Annotated in this window: 18 protein-coding genes; 16 read left to right on the plus strand and 2 right to left on the minus strand. The window is 54.5% G+C overall.

What is annotated here, in order from left to right; all coding sequences use genetic code 11:
* Window positions 1-178: 178 nt before the first annotated feature.
* Window positions 179-1,120, minus strand: a complete 942-nt coding sequence (locus ACTHV6_RS01760) for a hypothetical protein (protein ID WP_441385543.1) — start codon at window positions 1,118-1,120, stop codon at window positions 179-181.
* A gap of 311 nt (window positions 1,121-1,431) precedes the next feature.
* Here ACTHV6_RS01760 and ACTHV6_RS01765 point away from each other — a divergent pair, with 311 nt between their 5' ends.
* The 13 genes from ACTHV6_RS01765 (at window position 1,432) to wecB (ending at window position 16,584) form a co-directional block, all read left to right on the plus strand.
* A complete protein-coding gene (locus tag ACTHV6_RS01765; RefSeq protein ID WP_441385544.1) occupies window positions 1,432-1,953 on the plus strand; it encodes a peptidylprolyl isomerase in 522 nt (173 codons plus the stop codon).
* A 10-nt stretch (window positions 1,954-1,963) separates the two neighbouring features.
* A complete protein-coding gene (locus ACTHV6_RS01770; RefSeq protein WP_441385545.1) occupies window positions 1,964-2,668 on the plus strand; it encodes a rhomboid family intramembrane serine protease in 705 nt (234 codons plus the stop codon).
* A gap of 410 nt (window positions 2,669-3,078) precedes the next feature.
* Window positions 3,079-3,786, plus strand: a complete 708-nt coding sequence (locus tag ACTHV6_RS01775; protein ID WP_441385546.1) for a sugar transferase — start codon at window positions 3,079-3,081, stop codon at window positions 3,784-3,786.
* A gap of 61 nt (window positions 3,787-3,847) precedes the next feature.
* Window positions 3,848-4,966: a glycosyltransferase family 4 protein gene (locus ACTHV6_RS01780; RefSeq protein WP_441385680.1), complete on the plus strand. Its 1,119-nt coding sequence runs from the start codon at window positions 3,848-3,850 to the stop codon at window positions 4,964-4,966.
* A gap of 322 nt (window positions 4,967-5,288) precedes the next feature.
* Window positions 5,289-6,719, plus strand: coding sequence for a heparinase II/III domain-containing protein (locus tag ACTHV6_RS01785; RefSeq protein ID WP_441385681.1), 1,431 nt, complete (start codon window positions 5,289-5,291; stop codon window positions 6,717-6,719).
* Between the two features lie 416 nt (window positions 6,720-7,135).
* The gene (locus ACTHV6_RS01790) at window positions 7,136-7,750 is read left to right on the plus strand and encodes a glycosyltransferase family 4 protein (protein WP_441385547.1); all 615 of its coding nucleotides are present in this window, start codon (window positions 7,136-7,138) and stop codon (window positions 7,748-7,750) included.
* A gap of 47 nt (window positions 7,751-7,797) precedes the next feature.
* Window positions 7,798-8,994, plus strand: a complete 1,197-nt coding sequence (locus ACTHV6_RS01795) for a polysaccharide pyruvyl transferase family protein (RefSeq protein WP_441385682.1) — start codon at window positions 7,798-7,800, stop codon at window positions 8,992-8,994.
* Window positions 8,995-9,007: 13 nt separating this feature from the next.
* Entirely contained in the window at window positions 9,008-10,216 is a 1,209-nt protein-coding gene (locus ACTHV6_RS01800; RefSeq protein WP_441385548.1) for a nucleotide sugar dehydrogenase, read from the plus strand.
* 8 nt (window positions 10,217-10,224) lie between these two features.
* Window positions 10,225-11,361, plus strand: coding sequence for a glycosyltransferase (locus tag ACTHV6_RS01805; RefSeq protein WP_441385549.1), 1,137 nt, complete (start codon window positions 10,225-10,227; stop codon window positions 11,359-11,361).
* A complete protein-coding gene (locus ACTHV6_RS01810; protein WP_441385550.1) occupies window positions 11,318-12,571 on the plus strand; it encodes an O-antigen ligase family protein in 1,254 nt (417 codons plus the stop codon). Before ACTHV6_RS01805 ends, ACTHV6_RS01810 begins: the two co-directional genes overlap by 44 nt.
* Window positions 12,561-13,973 (plus strand): lipopolysaccharide biosynthesis protein, encoded by a 1,413-nt coding sequence (locus tag ACTHV6_RS01815; protein ID WP_441385551.1) that lies wholly within the window; start codon window positions 12,561-12,563, stop codon window positions 13,971-13,973. Before ACTHV6_RS01810 ends, ACTHV6_RS01815 begins: the two co-directional genes overlap by 11 nt.
* 100 nt (window positions 13,974-14,073) lie before the next feature.
* Window positions 14,074-15,429, plus strand: coding sequence for a polysaccharide biosynthesis tyrosine autokinase (locus ACTHV6_RS01820; RefSeq protein ID WP_441385552.1), 1,356 nt, complete (start codon window positions 14,074-14,076; stop codon window positions 15,427-15,429).
* 24 nt (window positions 15,430-15,453) lie between these two features.
* Entirely contained in the window at window positions 15,454-16,584 is a 1,131-nt protein-coding gene (gene wecB / locus ACTHV6_RS01825) for a non-hydrolyzing UDP-N-acetylglucosamine 2-epimerase (protein WP_441385553.1), read from the plus strand.
* Window positions 16,585-16,593: 9 nt separating this feature from the next.
* Here the strand turns inward: wecB and ACTHV6_RS01830 are convergent, their stop codons facing one another.
* On the minus strand, window positions 16,594-16,881 hold the full coding sequence (locus ACTHV6_RS01830) for a cell division protein CrgA (RefSeq protein ID WP_441385554.1): 288 nt from the start codon (window positions 16,879-16,881) through the stop codon (window positions 16,594-16,596).
* 169 nt (window positions 16,882-17,050) lie between these two features.
* On the opposite strand from ACTHV6_RS01830, the gene ACTHV6_RS01835 reads away from it, so the two are divergent.
* The 3 genes from ACTHV6_RS01835 to ACTHV6_RS01845 are packed head-to-tail and all read left to right on the plus strand — an operon-like array spanning window position 17,051 to window position 18,665.
* Complete coding sequence (locus ACTHV6_RS01835) at window positions 17,051-17,872, plus strand: class E sortase (RefSeq protein ID WP_441385555.1); 822 nt, start codon at window positions 17,051-17,053, stop codon at window positions 17,870-17,872.
* An 8-nt stretch (window positions 17,873-17,880) separates the two neighbouring features.
* The gene (locus tag ACTHV6_RS01840) at window positions 17,881-18,036 is read left to right on the plus strand and encodes a hypothetical protein (protein ID WP_441385556.1); all 156 of its coding nucleotides are present in this window, start codon (window positions 17,881-17,883) and stop codon (window positions 18,034-18,036) included.
* Between the two features lie 5 nt (window positions 18,037-18,041).
* Window positions 18,042-18,665: an anthranilate synthase component II gene (locus tag ACTHV6_RS01845; RefSeq protein ID WP_441385557.1), complete on the plus strand. Its 624-nt coding sequence runs from the start codon at window positions 18,042-18,044 to the stop codon at window positions 18,663-18,665.
* Window positions 18,666-18,698: the final 33 nt, after the last annotated feature.

Raw genomic sequence — 18,698 nt, forward strand, 5'->3', positions numbered from 1 at the left:
CCACTCTTGGAGTACTTATGTGCGGGTTGGACACGGTATACCTACTCCATGTTGGACATATGTACTCCACTAAGGGGGCAACGGGTAAGCAACGCTGTCCTGTCCGTATGGCGCGGTGGTTGGTGACGCAAAAGTGCCCCGCATGAGAACGGGGCACTTCGCTCTGGCTAGAGCCGGACTACTTGGTAGGAGGCTCTTCTTCTGAGGCTTCCTCAGCGGGCTCCTCGCCTGTGGGCTCCTCTTCATCGGAGGTAGCGGCGACATCTTCGGATGCTGCTGCTAGATCCTCTTCGGCCGCCTTCACTTCCTCTGCAACTACCTCGGTAGCTACATCGGGCGTGGGCGCTACATCGGGCTGGACAGCCGGGGCAGCGGTAGTAGCTGTGTCCTTGACATCCTCCCAGTAGGCTTCGGCCCAAGGATCCTCAACCGGCTGGCTGCGCTTCCACAGGTAGTAGAACGCGCCGCCGATTCCAGCAAGAACCGCGGAGATTCCGAGAAACTTCCGCTTGCGGCCCTTCTTCTTCGGCTTGGTGAGCTCCTTAGTTGTGGATTCTTGAACGGCTGTGGCCTTGGTTTTCAGGCCGCCGTCAGTCTCACGAGCAGCTTCGGCTGCGGCCTTTGCCGCCGCCTTCGCGCGTGGGACGTAATCGGTCACAACTTTTTCTTTGGCCTCGTTGGCCTTATCGAGTGCGTCCTCAACTCGGGGCGTGGCCCACTCGATACTCTGCTTAGTGAGCGCCGAGGCCTGATCGGCAAGATGAGAGGCCGATTTGACGGCCTCATCTACAACGGGCTTGAGCTTATCTGTCGCTTCTTCAACTTTGGGGGCCGCCCATTCTTGGGCCTGACCGGCATAGTTGTTGGCCTTCTTTACCGCATCATCGAACACGGGCTTTGCCTTGTTGATGGCTTCCTCGGCTTTCGGGGTAGCCCACTCCACGCCCTGTGCGGCGAGGTCCTGAGCCTGATTTGCAAGTACGGACGCTTGCTTGGACGTGGCGTCTGCACCGGCCTTGAGGTTCTCAGAAATAGCGTGTAGTTGGTCAGTTGCCTGCGCAACAGCCTTCTTTTGAGCCTTTTTCCTCTTCTTTTCGGCCCTCTTCTTTCTGCAGAACATCGGATGACCTCCTTGGTCCAACTCCTCACATCGCAATCGGTTGATCGCTGGTAGGCCAAGTGAGGGGTCTTGTTGATCACTATCTTGCCTAGATATCGGCACATTGTCAGCCTAATACCCAAAGTTACTTAATCTTTACGCGCTCAGCCAATCTGTCGGGGCGGTGTGCCTCTAAGTTGGTGGGTTCTGCTCGGTTGTTCCATCTAGCGATCGGATATCGATTGGTCAATCGGTATCCGTGGCTTATCCAACGGGGTGAGATCATGGCATGAATGAGGCACGGCGCGAGATCCTGTGCAAGGATGGACCCCATGGAAGCAACTCTGCATACTAACCACGGCGATATTACCGTGGAGCTGTACCCACATCAGGCGCCCAAGACGGTTGCAAACTTCACGGAGCTGGCAACGGGCAAGCGTGAATGGACCGACCCTCAGACTGGCGAAAAGACAACCGATCCGCTGTACAACGGAACGATTTTCCATCGTTGCATCACGAACTTCATGATTCAGGGCGGGGACCCGCTCGGAACAGGTACCGGTGGCCCCGGCTACCAGTTCGATGATGAGATCAGCCCAGAACTCAACTTCAACGATCCATATGTTCTCGCTATGGCGAACGCTGGCAAGCGTTTCGGCCGCGGAACCAATGGCTCGCAGTTCTTCATTACCGTGGCCGCCACCCCGTGGCTGCAGGGCAAGCACACGATCTTCGGCAAGGTGACGGACGCAAAGTCCAAGGCAGTTGTGGATGAGATCGGTGTTGCACCCACCGGCCGCGCAGACCGTCCCGTGGACGATATCGTGATCGAATCCGTTTCGGTGACCGAATAAGAGAACGCCGATGAGCGAAGCCAGCACGCCTCCTGAAGGATATGGGGCGAAGCTGCGCCGGTTTCTGGGTATAGGGGACGCGCATGCACCTGTCACACTGACCCTTCTGGGGATCTGTGTTGCCGTTGCCGTTGCTGAGCTATTCAGCCAGCGTATTGGTGCAGCGCTCCTCTACGCTCCAGTCCTCGGGGAGGATCAGCCCTATAGATTCCTAGGGTCCGCTTTCCTTCACTCCGGTTTCTGGCACCTCGTTTTTAACATGTATGCCCTGTGGCTCGTTGGCTCGGTACTTGAGCCGGCCATTGGACATCTACGTTTCCTTGGAATCTATATTCTTTCCGCGGTTGGTGGGAACATCGCCGTTCTTCTGACGGCAGACCCTTCGGGGCAGAGTTGGATTACCGCTACCGTTGGCACCTCGGGCGCTGTATTTGGGGTGTTTGGCGCTCTCTTCATTTTGGTGCGCCAGTTTGGAACTAACACTACGAGCCTCATCGTCGTGATCGTGGTGAACCTCTTGCTGGGATTCGTCCCTGGTATGAACATCTCATGGCAATCCCATGTTGGTGGTCTCGTTGTAGGAGGTCTGCTCATGGCCCTGATGATGATTGGCCGAGAATCCCTGACTCCTATCCGCCGCCGCATACGAGACATCGTTGTGTACGTCGTGGCGGCCGGTGTGCTGGTAGGGCTGTATTTTTGGGGCTACCGCTAGATTTTGGGGCTATCGCCTAGATCTTGGACCTACCTCTCGGAGCTACCTCTTGGATCGTGGGCCACCGTTAGGACACCCAAGGCATCTGTGGATAAACCTCATCACCAAACAGTTTGATCAGTGGATAAATGCAGCGAATGTCCCGGCTGTGTTACGGGCGGTCCCGTGTCATCAAGGGGAGAATTGCCCTAACTGCCGGGGATGGCCACTAATTACACGGCTGTCATTATCCACAGACATACCCACACATGTGGACGGATCTCTATGTGGACGCCCTGTTCACAACATGTGGATGGGCAGCATGTAGTCGCGGGCGGTGCTGATGAAAGGGATTGAAGCCCCAGAAATAGCTACGTGTGATAGCATTTTTGTGCTCATTGTGTTTTCTCAACGATGAGTATCCTCGCTTGATGACTAAGTGTCTGGCGGATCGTGTTTGGCTCTTTAGGAAGATGGAGCAGGTTGTGAGCACTGAGGTCAGTTCGGGTGGACAAACTCAGAATGAGGTACCGACAGCTTTAGCTGGGATTGGTTCCGCTCAGGTATTTCAATTCTGGAAAAGAACGATGGATATTGTGGTGTCCATTGTTGCGATCATCGTTTCGATCATTCCTTTAGCCATCGTAGCTGTGGCCATCAAGGTAGATTCTCCCGGCCCCGTTTTCTATTGCCAAGAGCGATTAGGGAAGGGTGGACGCCCGTTCCGAGTGATCAAGTTTCGGTCAATGCAGACCGATGCAGAATCTGGCGGCCCTCAATGGGCTGAGATCGACGATCCACGGGTGACTAGGGTAGGGCGCTTCTTGCGAATGGCGCGCATTGACGAAGTGCCACAATTCCTGAATGTCCTCATGGGCGATATGAGTCTTGTAGGGCCGCGTCCAGAACGCGGTATCTTTTATCAGCAGTTTGAAGCGACCATCCCGGGCTTTGATCAGCGTTTGCTTGTCACTCCGGGAATGTCCGGCCTTGCCCAGATCAGTGGTGGGTACGACTTGTCTCCAGAGGAAAAAATCCTCCTTGACGCGGAATACATCCGCAAGCGAAGTGTCCGATTGGATCTGAAGATTCTTGCTTCAACCCTTGTCGTCGTGTTCACGCACGCCGGAGCACGCTGAGATGAAGATACTGGTCTTCAGTGACAACTACGTCCCTAGTCGCGCCGCTTGTGCGGTGAGAATGAACGTCGTGGTGCAGGCATTGCGGCAGCGCGGGCATACGGTAACTGTCTTAGCCTCTGACGAATCCCTTCGGGAGGGAACGACGGAGGCAGACGAGAAGGTACTCTACTTTCACACCTCGCCCCTTGGTGATAAGTCACTTGCACACCGCGTTCGCAATGCACTGGGTTCCTACAGAGCCTCCGTAGCGATGGCTAAGCGCTTCCCTCCTGCTGATCTTGTACTCTGCACTAGTCCTCCACTCCTTTTGGTCCCTGCTGCGATGCGCATCGCGCGGCGGATGGGGGCACCGCTTGTATTGGATGTTCGCGACATCTGGCCAGAGATCGGGTTCCAGATGGGTTCCTTTTCGAAGAGGAGCGTGTACGGGAGAGTCTTTAGTCTGATAGCGCGCTGCGCCTACCGGCAGGCGGAGTTGGTGACGACTGTGTCCCCGAGCAAAGCAGAGTACCTTCGAAGCAGGTTAGGGCTTGCTTCGAAGGTGGAACTCATACCGAACGGTCTAGATTTAGCCTTCTTAGAGCAGAGCGAGAATCCCGAGCTTGTCAGAAGGCACAACATTGATCTGCAACCAACATGTGTCTATGCAGGAAACATTGGACTGGCACAGGGACTTGGAACACTGTTGGACATCGCGAACGAGCGCCGTGACGTTCAGTTTCTGCTGTGTGGCGATGGTGCAGAGAAGGCACGGCTGGAAGCAAGAGTTCGCCAAGAGAGCCTGAGTAACGTGAAATTCTTGGGGACCCTTGGGGCGAGCGATGTCTTTACGCTGTTGAAGCATGCAACGTTGAGCTACATACCTCTCATCAGCTCTCAACTACAAGACTCAGTCCCAACCAAAATCTTTGAGGCTCTAGGTTGTGGCTGTCCCGTTCTCCTATGTGCCGAAGGTGATGCGGCAACCATTGTTCAGGAATCTGGCCTAGGAATCGCGGTGCCTCCGGAGGATTCGGAAAGGATCCTTGAAGCATTCAACAGAATGGTCGCAAGAAGGTGGACCACCACTGAGCGTTCGGCCGCGGCGGAGTTCATCCGAACCCGCCATTCACGGCAGGAACCTGCAAAAAGACTAGCGGAGACGATCGAGGATCGTTGGGGCGTACGTGTTCCATAAGGCGCTCCTGTATAGCCGCACGATCAGACACCTCAAGCCTGTGCAGATTCTCCACACACTTCTACCCCAGCGGAAGGTCAGAGAAGGAAACCGTACACGTTCGCCACAGATGAGGGCCGATCTGCAGCTTTGTGTACCTGAGTTGGACCTAGATCGCCAGTATCTCCAGCGTTTCGATATTGAAGCGCTAAGAAACGGGCGTGCAGAGTTTGTCGGCGAGATCCATGATCTGGACGGTACGTGGACATGCCCTGAGGCGACACCATTGTGGAACTTCAATCTTCATTACTCGGAGTACATGATCGCGCTCGCGGCGGCTCACATGGAGAGTGTGGGACCACAGAGGATTGATCCTGCAATAGGTGGTATCGGCGATGACAGCACGGTCGCCATCTCAGACAGTCAGTGGTGGCAGACATTCAGGACGCATGTGAGTAGTTGGATCTCGGCGTGTGAATATCCGCATGGCGCCGCGTGGCACCCATACACTACATCTCTTCGGCTGGTCAACTGGCAGATCGCTCGTGAGCTCTTTTCGGATCGTTTAGCCTTGGACCGAGAGTTCGATAGCTTGATGCAGGAGTCGATGTATCTGCAATATCGTCATCTCCTTGTGAACCAAGAGAAGCGGCTTCTTGGAAATCACTACTTTGAGAATCTGAAGACACTCCTGATCTTTAGTAGATTGTTCCGCGAAGAGCAGGTGTTTGACCGAGTCTGGCGATCATTCGAGAAGCAACTGTGTGAGCAGATCCTGTCTGATGGCGTTCACGTAGAACGCAGCCTCATGTACCAGAATCTAGTGATCGAAGGCATGATCCGAGTAGCCCTGATCCTTAAACAAAGTGACGGCCGCGTCCCAGCAATCCTCACAGAGAAGATCCAAATCGCTCTCGATGCCGCCGCCTCACTCGATCACGGAATGGGCAAGATGCCCTTCTTCAACGATTCTGCCGAGGGAACGGCTCGAAGCACCGAGACCTTAATGGAGGCCTGTCAATGGCACCTAGGTCTACGTCCGCGGCTAAGAAACTCGTTTCCGCAAGCAGGGTACTACAAGCTGTACGACGGCGAAGTTGCGGTCATGGTAGATGCCGGATACCCAGGCCCTTCATACTTGCTGGGTCACGCCCACAGTGACACTCTGTCCTACGAGCTCTCTATTTCAGAGGACCCAGTTATCGTCAATTCGGGAACCTATCGCTACCAGAGCCAGCTACGTTCCTGGTTCAGAAGTACAGAAGCGCACAATACTGCGATGTTTTCTGGACACGAGCAGATGGAACATTGGGCTGCTCACCGTGTTGGTCGCCAGCTAAAGAGCGTACGCGTTCTGGAGTTCTGCAAGGATCGCTTAACGGCCGAGCTCATCTCTCAATATGGGGAGAAGCATCAGCGGACCATCGTGCTGCGTGATGGTGTCCTTACCGTGTCAGACACCTTAGCGGACGCTACCGGAAATAATGGCCAATTTGACGCTTTAACGCTGATACATCTGGCACCTCAATGGCAAGCCTGCCCGGAAGGAGATGGATCATTCATTGCTGTGCGAGAAGGTAGTGATGACGAGGTTGTCATAGCGTCTATGGTGGATGAGATGGATAGTCCGTCGGAGAGCAGGAGTGAGCTTGTTGATGCGAACTACTCAAGGTTCTTTGGGGTACTGGAGCACAATCACATGGTGAGGTTTTGCTTCAGCTCGCAGAACGGGACCTATCGATACCAAATTGCGCGTTCGAAGGGGTCGCAATGACGCTATTTGTGGGGCCGCTGCACCGCCTTGGGGGGCCGAGTATTAAGAATGGTCTCACGGTCGATCACTTGTTCCCGGCAGGTGACGTCACTATCGTGAATACGGCTGATCAACGTTTACGGAATCGGCTCGCGTGTATGTGGAGGCTTTTTGTCTCACGGGATCCCCAGATCATTATCGCCGTCTCCTCCCGCGGACGAAGTCTTTTGTGGCCACTTGTTTATTGGAAGGCGCGTGCAAATTCGAGTTTACGGTACTCGCTCATTTGTATTGGCGGATCAATCGCTGGGGAAACTCAACGGCAATCTAGATTCCTCCGCATTATGAATCGGGCAAGTCTGACGTGTGTTGAGACTCAGAAGATAGCAGAGGACCTCGGGCGACTGGGAGTCACTACCACATATCACTTTCCAAATATGGTGGAGAGAATCGGCCGCACTGTAGGTGAAACTGATATGAGAGACAGCTCCTTTGGATCTGCGGTTACAAAATTTGTCTACCTTTCCTCGATTCGTCAAGGAAAAGGGGTAGGGACGATGCTTGAGGCATTTCGAATTGCGTGTGCAGAAGGGCTCGATGCCTCGCTAGACATATATGGACCTGTGAGACCCGATTTCGACGAAGAGTTATTCGAGAAGTATGCCTCGGAATCGCGTATCAACTATCGAGGTCAGGTTAACCATGACAAGGTGGTCGAGCTGCTGAACCGATATCAATGTTTCATCTTTCCAAGTGAGTTCGATACGGAAGGTTTTCCTGCCGTTCTAGTTGAAGCGTTCGCTGCCGGTTTGCCCGTAATTGCAAGCGACGCGGCAAGCAACCGAGAAATCGTAATTGATGGCGTGAACGGAATCGTCTACGGCGCTGGAAAGGCCACGGAATTAGCTAGAGCAATGCGCCAAATGGCAGAGAATCCTGACTTTATGAAGCAGGCGTCTGCCAGAAATCTAGCTGACGCTCCACGTTTTGAGGCGACGCGAGTAGTCGGCGATTACCGGCAGGCACTGATCGAGGTTGGGTGGGCATTGTGAAGAGGGCTCTTGTTTTCTATCTGTATTCTCAGCGAAACGCAGGCGATATGGCCCTCTGCATCGGGGCCGTTAACCTCCTTAAACAAGCAGGTTTCGAGACCGTCTTTGTGTCGAGGTATGCGCGTCAAGATCACGAGTATAGAGACAGTGTTGATTACCTCCGACGGTACTATCCTGAGGTCACCGTCTTTTCAGGGCCGTTTTCGTTGGACCGCCAAAAGGGCCCCTTCAGTCGACTGATCGCACATACACGCGGGTTACTTACTCTGTTCTCGCCGAGCTCCAGACGGCGACTCAAGGGTTTGATAGAAGAAGCTGATCTAGTGCTGTTCAACGGTGGGAATCTGCTACGTTGCCAGAATATGACAGATGTCGCACGGCTAATTGCACTTTTTCACCCAATCGCCTTGGCGAAGAGTAAGGGCAAGCAGACGGTCTGTTTGCCACAATCAACTGCAGATTCCAGCCGTGCTGGTCAAATCATATTGGCTAACAAGCTTTCGAATTGCGACGTCGTGTACTCGCGCGAATCGCGATCGCATAACGCACTCTCACTACATTATCCCGGTATCGATATTCGTCCGTCTACTGATCTGGCGTTCTTTATTGACAAGAACCTTATCGCTACAAGAAAGCTTGATGAAAAGACACAGATGGAACGGCATGGACTGAATTCAGCTGAGGCAACCAGCAGCATTTCAGGAAGGGTTGCCATTGTGATACGGGGCTCAGGTATTGGGGATATCGGTTCACTCGGTGAAGCGCGTGTTAACTCGTTCATCGAAGGGCTCCGAACGTTCGTAAGAGTTCGTTCGAACTATAGATATGCGATTGTTGTTCAAACAGAGAAGGACGTTGAGCTCTCGCGGGAGTTCTTCCATGCTGTGGCTGAAGTGGCGGATGCGGTGTGGGTTGAAGAACACGACCCTGTTGCTCTTCTTAGTCTCTACAGTGACGCAAAAGCACTTGTGACCATGAGACTACATGCGGGAATTCTGGCTACAGTAGCCGGCATACCCGTCGTCGGACTATTCGATGAATCTTGGGGACTCAAGAACAGCGGGATAATGGACGACTATGAACTCGAATATACGCATATCCCGGAGGAACTACCTGCAAGATTTGACAGAGCTCTGGATTCCTTTTCTCCCAAACGCAGTCTTGAGACAATCGACGCAGAACGTGATCGGCTCGTGACTGATCTGCGTGAGATTACGTCCGCACCAATAGGGTATAGGTCATGATGAGGAAGAGAAGATGACGTTGATCAATGTGGTTGGTCTGGGCTACATCGGGTTACCGACAGCACTGATGCTTGCGGCCGCGGGGCATCGAGTTGTTGGAACTGACTCACAGCCCGAGGTGGTTGCGAGGCTCGCGAGTGGGCAGGTGACGTTCGAAGAGGACGGATTGGCAGGCCTCTTTGGCCAAGCTGTTTCCTCTGGTGTGGAGTTCAGTTCGCACTACGTTCCGGCCGATCTCTACATCATCGCTGTCCCGACACCGTACGACAAGGAGACAAAGCGAGTAGACACGTCCTATGTTGTACAGGCTGTCCGTTCGGTGATGGAGGTGTGCCCCGAACCGGCAACTGTGATCATCGAATCGACCGTGGCACCGGGAACAATCGATCAGTTCGTGCGTCCTTTGATCGGGTCGCGAGATATTCGAGTTGCCCATGCACCCGAGAGAATCATCCCTGGACGCATGATCTACGAATTGGTACATAACTCACGCATTGTGGGGGCAGATACAGAGGAAACGGCGCAGGATGTGAAGGCTCTGTACGCCTCCTTTTGCGAAGGAGATATAGCAACCACGGACATACCGACAGCCGAGCTGGCCAAGGTAGCCGAGAACACCTACAGGGACATCAACATTGCTTACGCCAACGAGCTCACGAGAATCTGCCATGCCGCTGGATTGGACGTATATGAACTGATCCGCATGGCCAATATGCACCCGCGGGTTAATATCCTCCAACCGGGTCCAGGGGTTGGGGGCCACTGCATCCCCGTTGACCCGTGGTTCCTTGTCGGAGATTTCCCCGATACGGTTCACGTAGTCAGCGCGGCCCGCGATGTCAACGATTCACAGCCGTCATGGGTGCTTGAGCGGGTGCGCGAACTTATGGCAGCTCATCGCATTAGTGGCTTTTCGCGCGTGGGATTCTACGGTCTGGCATACAAGGAGAATGTTGATGACACCCGGGAGAGTCCCACGCTCCAGCTCCTCGCTGCGCTCGGCGACGAAAGCCGGCTGGTATCCACGTATGATCCACATGTGAAGCACACGGTCGCTCCGCACCAAGCGGCCAACTTGCCTGAGTTTCTTGAGAATGTGGATATGGTTGTCATTATGGTGGCTCATGATGAGATCCGCGAGAATCTTGATCTGCTTGGCACCAAGCTAGTGCTTGACACTCGTGCGGTGTGTGGCTCTGGTCCACACGTGGTTCATTTGTGAGGAGGCCAGTGAACAGCTCAGAGAGAAGATTTCGGCGCACCCGGATTGCCATGGTGCTTCCCTATTTCGGATATGGGGGAGCGGAGCAGATGGTATCCGTATTGTGTGCTGCAATCGATCTGGAGCGGTTCGATCTTCGCGTGTACTGCATCTACGGCAAACCCCAACACAATCCGCTAGAACAGAGAGTCCGAGATGCGGGAGTCCCGATTGTCTTCCTTAGGAAAGGCCTTGGGTTCTCTTTGAAGGCTGTCGCCAAGCTCTATCGAGAGCTCAGCGCATTTCGCCCAGACGTGGTGCACAGTCATTTGGGCGCATGTTTGTACTGTGTTCCCTGGATATTGACCCATCGCCCGAAGCTGCTTCATACCATTCACAACGTTCCTGAACGGGAGGCGGGATCGCGCCTGCGGCAGGACGTGATGCGGCTGCTGTACAGAAGTCGTCAAGGGGTACCGGTAGCCATAAGCGGGACTAATGCCGGCTTTGTCGCCCATTTCTACGGATTGGCTACTAGCCGTGTGCAGATGATTGAGAACCCGGTGAATGTGGAGGCCTTCGCCGGGTTATCGCGGCGAAAGGGCAGTACATCCGGCACTTCTGACCGTTTTACCTTTATCAACGTTGCACGGCTATCTGAAGCAAAGAACCAAAACCTTCTGCTCACGGCGTTCTCGGAGGTAGTTAATGATTACCCTCAAGCCCGTTTGGCGATTGTAGGTGGAGGACCACTCGAAGGTTCTCTGCGTGAAAGAATCGACGAACTTGGGCTTGCCGAATCCGTCTGCTTGCTTGGGGTGCGCGATGACATTGCTGAACTTCTCCATGAATCGGACGTGTTTGTCTTATCCTCAGATACGGAAGGTCTGCCACTATCTGTCCTTGAGGCGATGGCTGCGGGCCTTCCAGTGATTGCTACCCGGGTTGGTGGCTTGGAGGACCTTGTCCAGGGAAATGGCATCTTGGTTGATAGGGCGGATAAGGATGCTCTGGCGGGTGCAATGAAGGATCTTCTCAGAGATGACGAGCGCCGCGCCACCATGGCCCGCCGTTCCCGCGAGCTCGTACAACGGTTCGATGCGGCACATATCGCACGAAAGTATGAGCAGCTATACGCCGTGGTTGGACAACCTCATGCGAACTGACGGCAACGCGATCAGCAAGCAGGCACGAGGGAAGCATCGTGCCGCGATGCCAAGGACTCCGCTGTTTGCTGGGATGGTCATGCTCTATGCTTTCATGACGAGCTTTGATTTTGTTGAGGTAGTTCCGGGTATATCAGTTGGACGTCTTGCGGCACTTCTGCTGATCTTCGTTGCGATACTGAGCTTGCGTGAGGCATCACTGGACATCGATCCGTTGGTCGCTACGATCTATCTGCTTGCCATTGTCTCTACGCTCACCGTGGCGGTGAATCCAGGGCACTCGGAAGGGTTGACATCGTATCTGTCACTTATCCTCAATCTATTGATTGTTGGACTAGTCTGTCTGTTTCCCTGCACTCAGGCTGACCGGCGCCGCTGGCAGCTGGCGATGGTGTCCGGCGGACTAGTCCTTACTGGCCTGATGTTTGTTTCCCCGGTACCCGTGGCGGACGTGGGCCCGGAGCGAATTGTCGTGGGTATTGCGGGATCGCAACAAGACCCGAACGAATTCTGTGGATACCTTATCGTTGCAACGGCGTTCTTCACCTACCGTCTTCTCGCTCATGCCAGTGTTCTCTCGCTTATTCCGCTTGGGGTTATGCTCTATGCGGCGCTATTGACAGGTTCACGCGGCGGACTTCTGGCATTACTTGTCACAATTGTCGTTTCCATTGTGGTTGCTGTTCGCGCTTCTGAGCGCCGGTGGGGGTACTCGCTCGCGGCTGTGGGCCTCGGTAGCCTCATGATTCTTGGATTTAACCGGTTGCTCGAAGTGCTCCCCGACGGAGTTGCTGGGCGATTTCAGGATTTCTCCGCTTCGGGAACGGCAGGGCAACGGACAAGGGCGTGGAGCGATGTCCTCGGGGCGTACTGGAACGATTCTTCGCTTGTCCAGCTGCTCGTGGGGCATGGTTTTGGGGCGACGACGGACGTGACTTTCAATGGGCTGGTTGCACATAACCTGTTCATCGAATTGCTTTACTCAACAGGATTGCTCGGGCTTACATGTTTCCTCGCGCTTCTTGGCATCGGACTGAGGAGGTTGTGGCGCGGTGGCGCGTGGATCTCGGTCGCGTCTCTAGCAGGCTTCTGCGTCTTCTTTATGACCTTATCTGCGCTGGCCTTCAAGCCATTCTGGGTCATTCTGATGCTCGCCGCCGGATATAGGGCGTTTGGACACCGCGCTCCACGGATGCGACATGCAGAATAGAAGACTATTCGGCAACGTTGTATGGGCGTTCGGGGCTCAGGGCACAGCCTTTCTATGCAGCGTCCTCATTACGCTGGTGGTGCCGAAACTGTTGAGCATCGAAGAGTTTGGGTTTTGGCAACTGTTCGTCTTCTACTCAAGCTATGTGAGCTTCTTTCAGCTTGGCCTCAATGATGGTGTCTATCTCCGCTTCGGCGGTCAACGACGGCAGGCTATCGACAAGTCTGTGATCAAGGCGCAGCTGGGTGTTGGGCTACTGTTTCAGTCGGTCATCGCTGTAGCAATTGCCGTTGTTGTCGTACTCTCAGGTGTCAGCTCCGAACGCTCATTCGTGCTTTATGCCTGCGCGATTTATCTGGTTATCTCTAACGCCACATACTTTTTCGGGTATGTTTTCCAGGCGATGAACGAGACCCGCAAGTATTCCTTCTCCACCATATTGGACAGGGGAAGCTTCCTGTTACCTCTCGTGGCATGCGTGGTGCTGGGGGTAGAGGATTTTCGAGTATATGTTATTTTCACGATAGGTTCCCGCCTGCTCGCGTTGATCTATGTTGTATGGGGCGCACGTGACTTCTTAGCGGCGGACAGCGTTGGCGTCCGGCTGGCGCTGTCCGAAACAGCTCGGAGCATGAGAATTGGTATCGTGCTCACGTTCGCAAACATCAGCGGAATGCTGACGATTGGCGTCATGCGCATTGTGGTTGACCATGTGTGGGGAATCGAGACATTTGGACAGCTTTCGCTTGCTCTTTCAATCGTCAACTTTGCCATGGCGTTCATTTCTCAGGTGGCGATGGTTCTGTTCCCGGAGTTACGCCAAGTTGACAGCAGGAGGCTCAGCAAGATTTTCCGAGAACTCCGCAACCTGCTTGGGGTGGTCATGCCTCTGGCATACCTCGCTTACTTCCCACTGGCTCTGTTCGTCAGTGTATGGCTCCCGAATTATGCAGAGAGTCTGGTTTATTTCGTATACCTCATGCCAATCTGTGTTTTCGAAGCTCAGACGAACGTCTGTACCTCAACGTTTCTGAAGGTGCGGAATGAACCGGGTCACCTGCTTGGTCTCAATGCTGCAGCACTTGCAGCGTCAATAGCTGGAATTGCTTGTGGTGTGCTTGTGTTTCGAAGTGTTGTGGCTACAGTGGTGTTTGCTGTTGTGGGTGTTGTTTTGCGGTATGTGCTCGCGGAATCATACCTACATCGGGTTTATCAATCCTCCAACCGCAGGTTGGTCATGAGCGGCATCATAGTGTCGGTGACTTTTGTTGCCTCCGCAATCAACTTTTCGATGGGGTTGGCATTGGCGACCACTGCGGGTGCCCTCTGCGTTTTCCTTTTGCTGAACCGACGTGAGAGTGCGTGGGTCATTGGGCGCATGGTGCCGTCGAGGAAGGGGTAGTGGCGTGTAAAGGACCTACTGACGTCATAATCAGTTGTGATTATCCGGTATGTTGGTGCCATCACCTCACTGCTGGAGCTCTTGATAAAGGATACGAACTGTGGAACTTCGTGCGTACTTGAACATTCTTCGGAAGAACTGGGTGATCCTCTTTCTAACGGTCGCCCTATGCGTGGGGGTGACCGCAGCGTGGTCCTTCACTCGAACACCAGAGTACGAGGCACAGAGCAGGTTGTACGTTTCTGTACGTACCACGGACGAATCCGCATCTGAGCTTTCGCAAGGCAGCACATACGCGCGGCAGGCGGTTACGTCCTTCACTGACGTAGTCACAACATCAATCGTGTTGGATCAAGTCATTAGTGATCTCGATCTTGATATGACCGTTGACGAGCTGAGGGAGAACGTATCAGCCGAATCGCCAGAAGATTCCGTTCTTATCAACATCTCCGCTTCGGACACTGACGCTGATCGTGCAGCAGATATTGCAAACTCGACATCGGAGAACTTTGCCGAGGTAGTGATGAATCAACTGGAAGAACCGGATGGCAATTCGCCATCACGTATTCGGATCGACGTTGTCCAACCAGCGGTTCCGAACGCGGATCCAGTGAGCCCACAGCCGGCTCGGAACTTGGCGCTGAGCTTGGTGGTGGGGCTCCTCGTAGGCATCGGTTTGGCTGTGGCGCGGGATGCCTTTGATACCAAGATTCGTACGCGTGAAGATATCGATAGAGTGACAGGCAAGCCCATCCTCGGAAGCATTTTGGCCAGTGCAGATGTGCAGAAGCATCCGCTCGTCGTGCTGGATGATTCCCACAGTGTTGAAGCTGAACGTTACCGTGCATTGCGGACAAACCTGACGTATTTCAACGTTGAAGACTCGAAGAGAAGCTTTGTCGTTACCTCTGCCGGACCAGCCGAAGGAAAGACCACAGCTTCTGTCAATCTTGCGCTCGCATTGGCTTCCACGGGGGCTCGTGTAGCGCTGCTAGACGCGGACTTGCGGCGTCCCTCGATTGCTAAGCTGTTGGGCATTGAGGGAGCGGTCGGGCTTTCTGAGCTACTAGCGGGTAGGGTCAGGCTGGAAGATGTCCTTCAAGAATGGGGCGTCTACCCACTGTTTGTTCTTCCGGCGGGAAGGGTGCCACCCAATCCAAGCGAATTGCTCGGCTCGTCGAGAATGTCGCGCCTATTGGACACGCTGTCCACCCACTTTGACGTCGTGATTGTGGATGTACCACCTGTTCTGGCCGTCACGGACGCCGCGGTGGTTGGCAGACAAACGGGAGGCACAATCGTTCTGGCTAGCACTGGGCATGTCAAGAAGGAAGAACTTAGTGAAGCTATCGATTCACTAGAGGGCGCAGGTAGTCGAGTGCTGGGTGTTGTCGCAACAATGGTGCCGAAGAAGGGTCCTGGTTCGTACGCGTATGGAAGCTACCACTACGCCTGAGGCCACGGGTTGTGAGGTGTAGGGATGAAAACTGTTCTGGTGGTCTTTGGAACTAGACCAGAAGCCATCAAAATGGCTCCGGTTGTTCGGGAACTCCGCTCGCGTGCCGAGGCCTTTCATACAGTTGTGTGTGTCACGGGTCAGCACCGTCAGATGCTCGATCAAGTTCTAAGCGCATTCTCTATTACCCCAGAGTACGATCTTGCGATCATGGCGGAGCAGCAGACGCTTGCTGAGATGACATCCCGAGTATTGATCGGGGTGGACGATGTGCTGGCGAAGGAGAAGCCGGACGTTGTGCTGGTTCACGGGGACACCACCACAAGTTTCGCAGCTGCGCTGGCTGCCTTCTATCGGCAGATCCCTGTTGGCCATGTGGAGGCGGGGCTTCGTACCTCTAACATGCATTCTCCGTGGCCCGAGGAGTTCAATCGGTGTGCCATAGATCTTCACTCGGATATGTACTTCGCTCCGACTAATCAGGCTCGTGACAACCTCCTTGCTGAGGGAAAACCTGCCTCCGCCATCCTTGTGACAGGTAACACCGCTATCGATGCCCTGTTGCAAACGACCCGCGCTGAATATTCAAATACGAACTTGCGCTGGGCGGAAGATTCTCGACTTATCTTGATCACTGCGCACCGTCGTGAGAATCAGGGAGCACCGATGCATCGGATGTTCAGAGCTATTCGGCGGGTTCTTGAGGAGCACCCGAACGTCAAAGCGATCTATCCGATCCACCTGAATCCCGAAGTTCGACGCATTGCTCATCAGGAGCTTGACGGTCTGGACCGCTTTAGGATGATTGAACCTTTGGATGTGGTGGACTTCCATAACTTCATGGCCGCAAGCCACCTGATCCTCACTGATTCTGGTGGTATTCAAGAGGAGGCACCTTCGCTGGGCAAACCGGTGCTGGTTATGCGAGAGACGACCGAACGGCCCGAAGGGATTGCAGCGGGCACGTGTGAGTTGGTGGGCACGGATGAAGACGTGATATACAACCAGTTCACTGAGCTTCTTGATTCGCCACAACGCTACGAGGCAATGGCGAACGCATCCAATCCTTTTGGAGATGGACATGCCGCCGCACGAATTGTGGATGCATTGATGCCCGGCGAGCAACACAAAGGCGCGCACGGGCAATTCGCGTGACGATGTTCCTTAGTGCCAGCCCATCGTCATGAGGAAACCAACCAGCATCACGCCGAATCCGAGGAACAGGTTGCCGTTGCCAAGTCCGGGGATAGGAGCGTTACCGCCGAAGAGATAGGCCACCACAACGATGATCAGTCCGATGACCATCAGGGTCACCATGAGGGGTGCCCACCAACGCGGTGAGACCTTCTTGTCCGTACTCTTCTTGGGACGAGGAGCGTCACGTGTACTCTTCTGTTCCTCGATACCGCGTTTGGTGCCCTTGGCGCCCTTGTTCTTCTCTGATTCAGCCATGTTGGTCCTTCCCCATGTTCACTGGCTTAAGACTATCTATTTCCCAGCAATCTGGCGATTCGTGCCGGTGGAGAAGATGGGACAGAAAAGCAGATCGCTTGCCGTGGATTGAGATAACCCGACCTGTGGGGTTCAGGCTAGAATCGACAGCGTTGACAAAGGAGGTGCAATGGCAGGACGTCACTCCAAGCATACGGAGCCGATCGACGATTCATTCTTCACAGAAATGCCTGACGATTCGGCCTATGGGACTCCAGCTCAGGTACCCGTGCAGGCACCTCCGGTGTACAAGCGCAAGCCATCGTTGTTTTCGCGGTTCATGGGACTGATCGGCGAGCTGATGATTACGGCAGGCCTGATTCTTGGCCTCTTCGTTGTGTGGCAGGTGTGGTGGACAGATATTGGCGCTAATCGCGCCCAAGCTGAAACCATTCAGGTCCAGACTCAGGACTGGGACCGATCTCAAAAGATTGGCGAGCCACGCTATGACGATCCTCCCGCCTTCACTCACACAAGCGAGGTTGGCGCTTTTCTTGGAGTGATGCGGATACCGCGATTCGGCTTGGATTACGCCTACTCAATCGAGGAGGGGACGGACCTCACGCAAGTGCTAGACACTGGCGCTTTCGGACACTACCCGGACACGGCATTCCCCGGAGAAATCGGCAACTTCGCCACCGCTGCTCATCGGCAAACCTACGGGGCTCCGATGAGGGACGTGGCAGACCTCCAAGCAGGCGATTCGATCATTGTGGAGACTGAGGATGCCTACTTGGTGTACAAGCTGACAGAGTCCTACATCGTTCACCCGTCCGAATCCGATGTAGTTTTGCCGGTGCCGCGTGAGCCCGGTGTGGAGCCAACGGAACGCCTATTGACGATTACAACCTGCCATCCGCCTTTCGTTTCGAATGACCGGTGGATTGTGCATGCCGAATTTGATCATTGGGTTGATCCGGCCGATGGCATGCCTGAAGAGCTTGTGGAGTAGGGGGAGATATGTACGGAGCGATCTGGCGGGCCCTGCCCGGACCCAAGTGGTTGAAGTTCATCGAGGCGCTTGTGCTCATAACGGTTATTGTGGGCGTGCTCTTTGAGTTCGTTTTTCCATGGGTGGCGGCTAACATTCCGGCCTTCGACAACACGGTGGGGTGAACTCTATGACTCGTATTCTTGTTATTGATAACTACGACAGCTTCGTCTACACAATCGTGGACTACCTCAGGCTCCTCGGCGCCAAAACAACAGTCATGAGGAATGATGAGGAGGTGCCGGCGGCGTCGAGCTTTGATGGCGTACTGGTTTCGCCTGGCCCGGGCGCTCCCGCAGGAGCGGGATGCTCCATGGATATCATCGGCGAATGCGCTCGCGATCACGTGCCGATGCTTGGCGTATGCCTAGGACATCAGGCGCTCGCGGAGTATTACGGGGCTACCGTGGGCCATGCTCCAGAGCTAATGCACGGCAAAACCTCCGTCATCACCCACACTGGGGATCACGTGTTCGAAGGCATCGAGAGCCCGCTCAAGGTGACGCGATATCACTCGCTTGCCGCCGATCCCAAGACCATCAGCGATGATCTACGCGTTACGGCCACAACTGAGTCCGGGGTGATCATGGGCCTTGAACACAGGGAGCTTCCCTTATGGGGTGTTCAGTTCCATCCCGAATCGGTACTGACCACCTCCGGGCATCGCATGTTCGCCAACTGGCTCGCACTATGTGGCGATGCCGATGCCCTCGAAGTGGCCAAGGGCAAGGCTCCACTCGTGCGGCGCAGCTAGCGGAGTTTGTGGAGGAGCTAGCAGATTTCTGCC

Source organism: Ancrocorticia sp. (assembly GCF_052089425.1).
GTDB lineage: Bacteria > Actinomycetota > Actinomycetes > Actinomycetales > Actinomycetaceae > Ancrocorticia.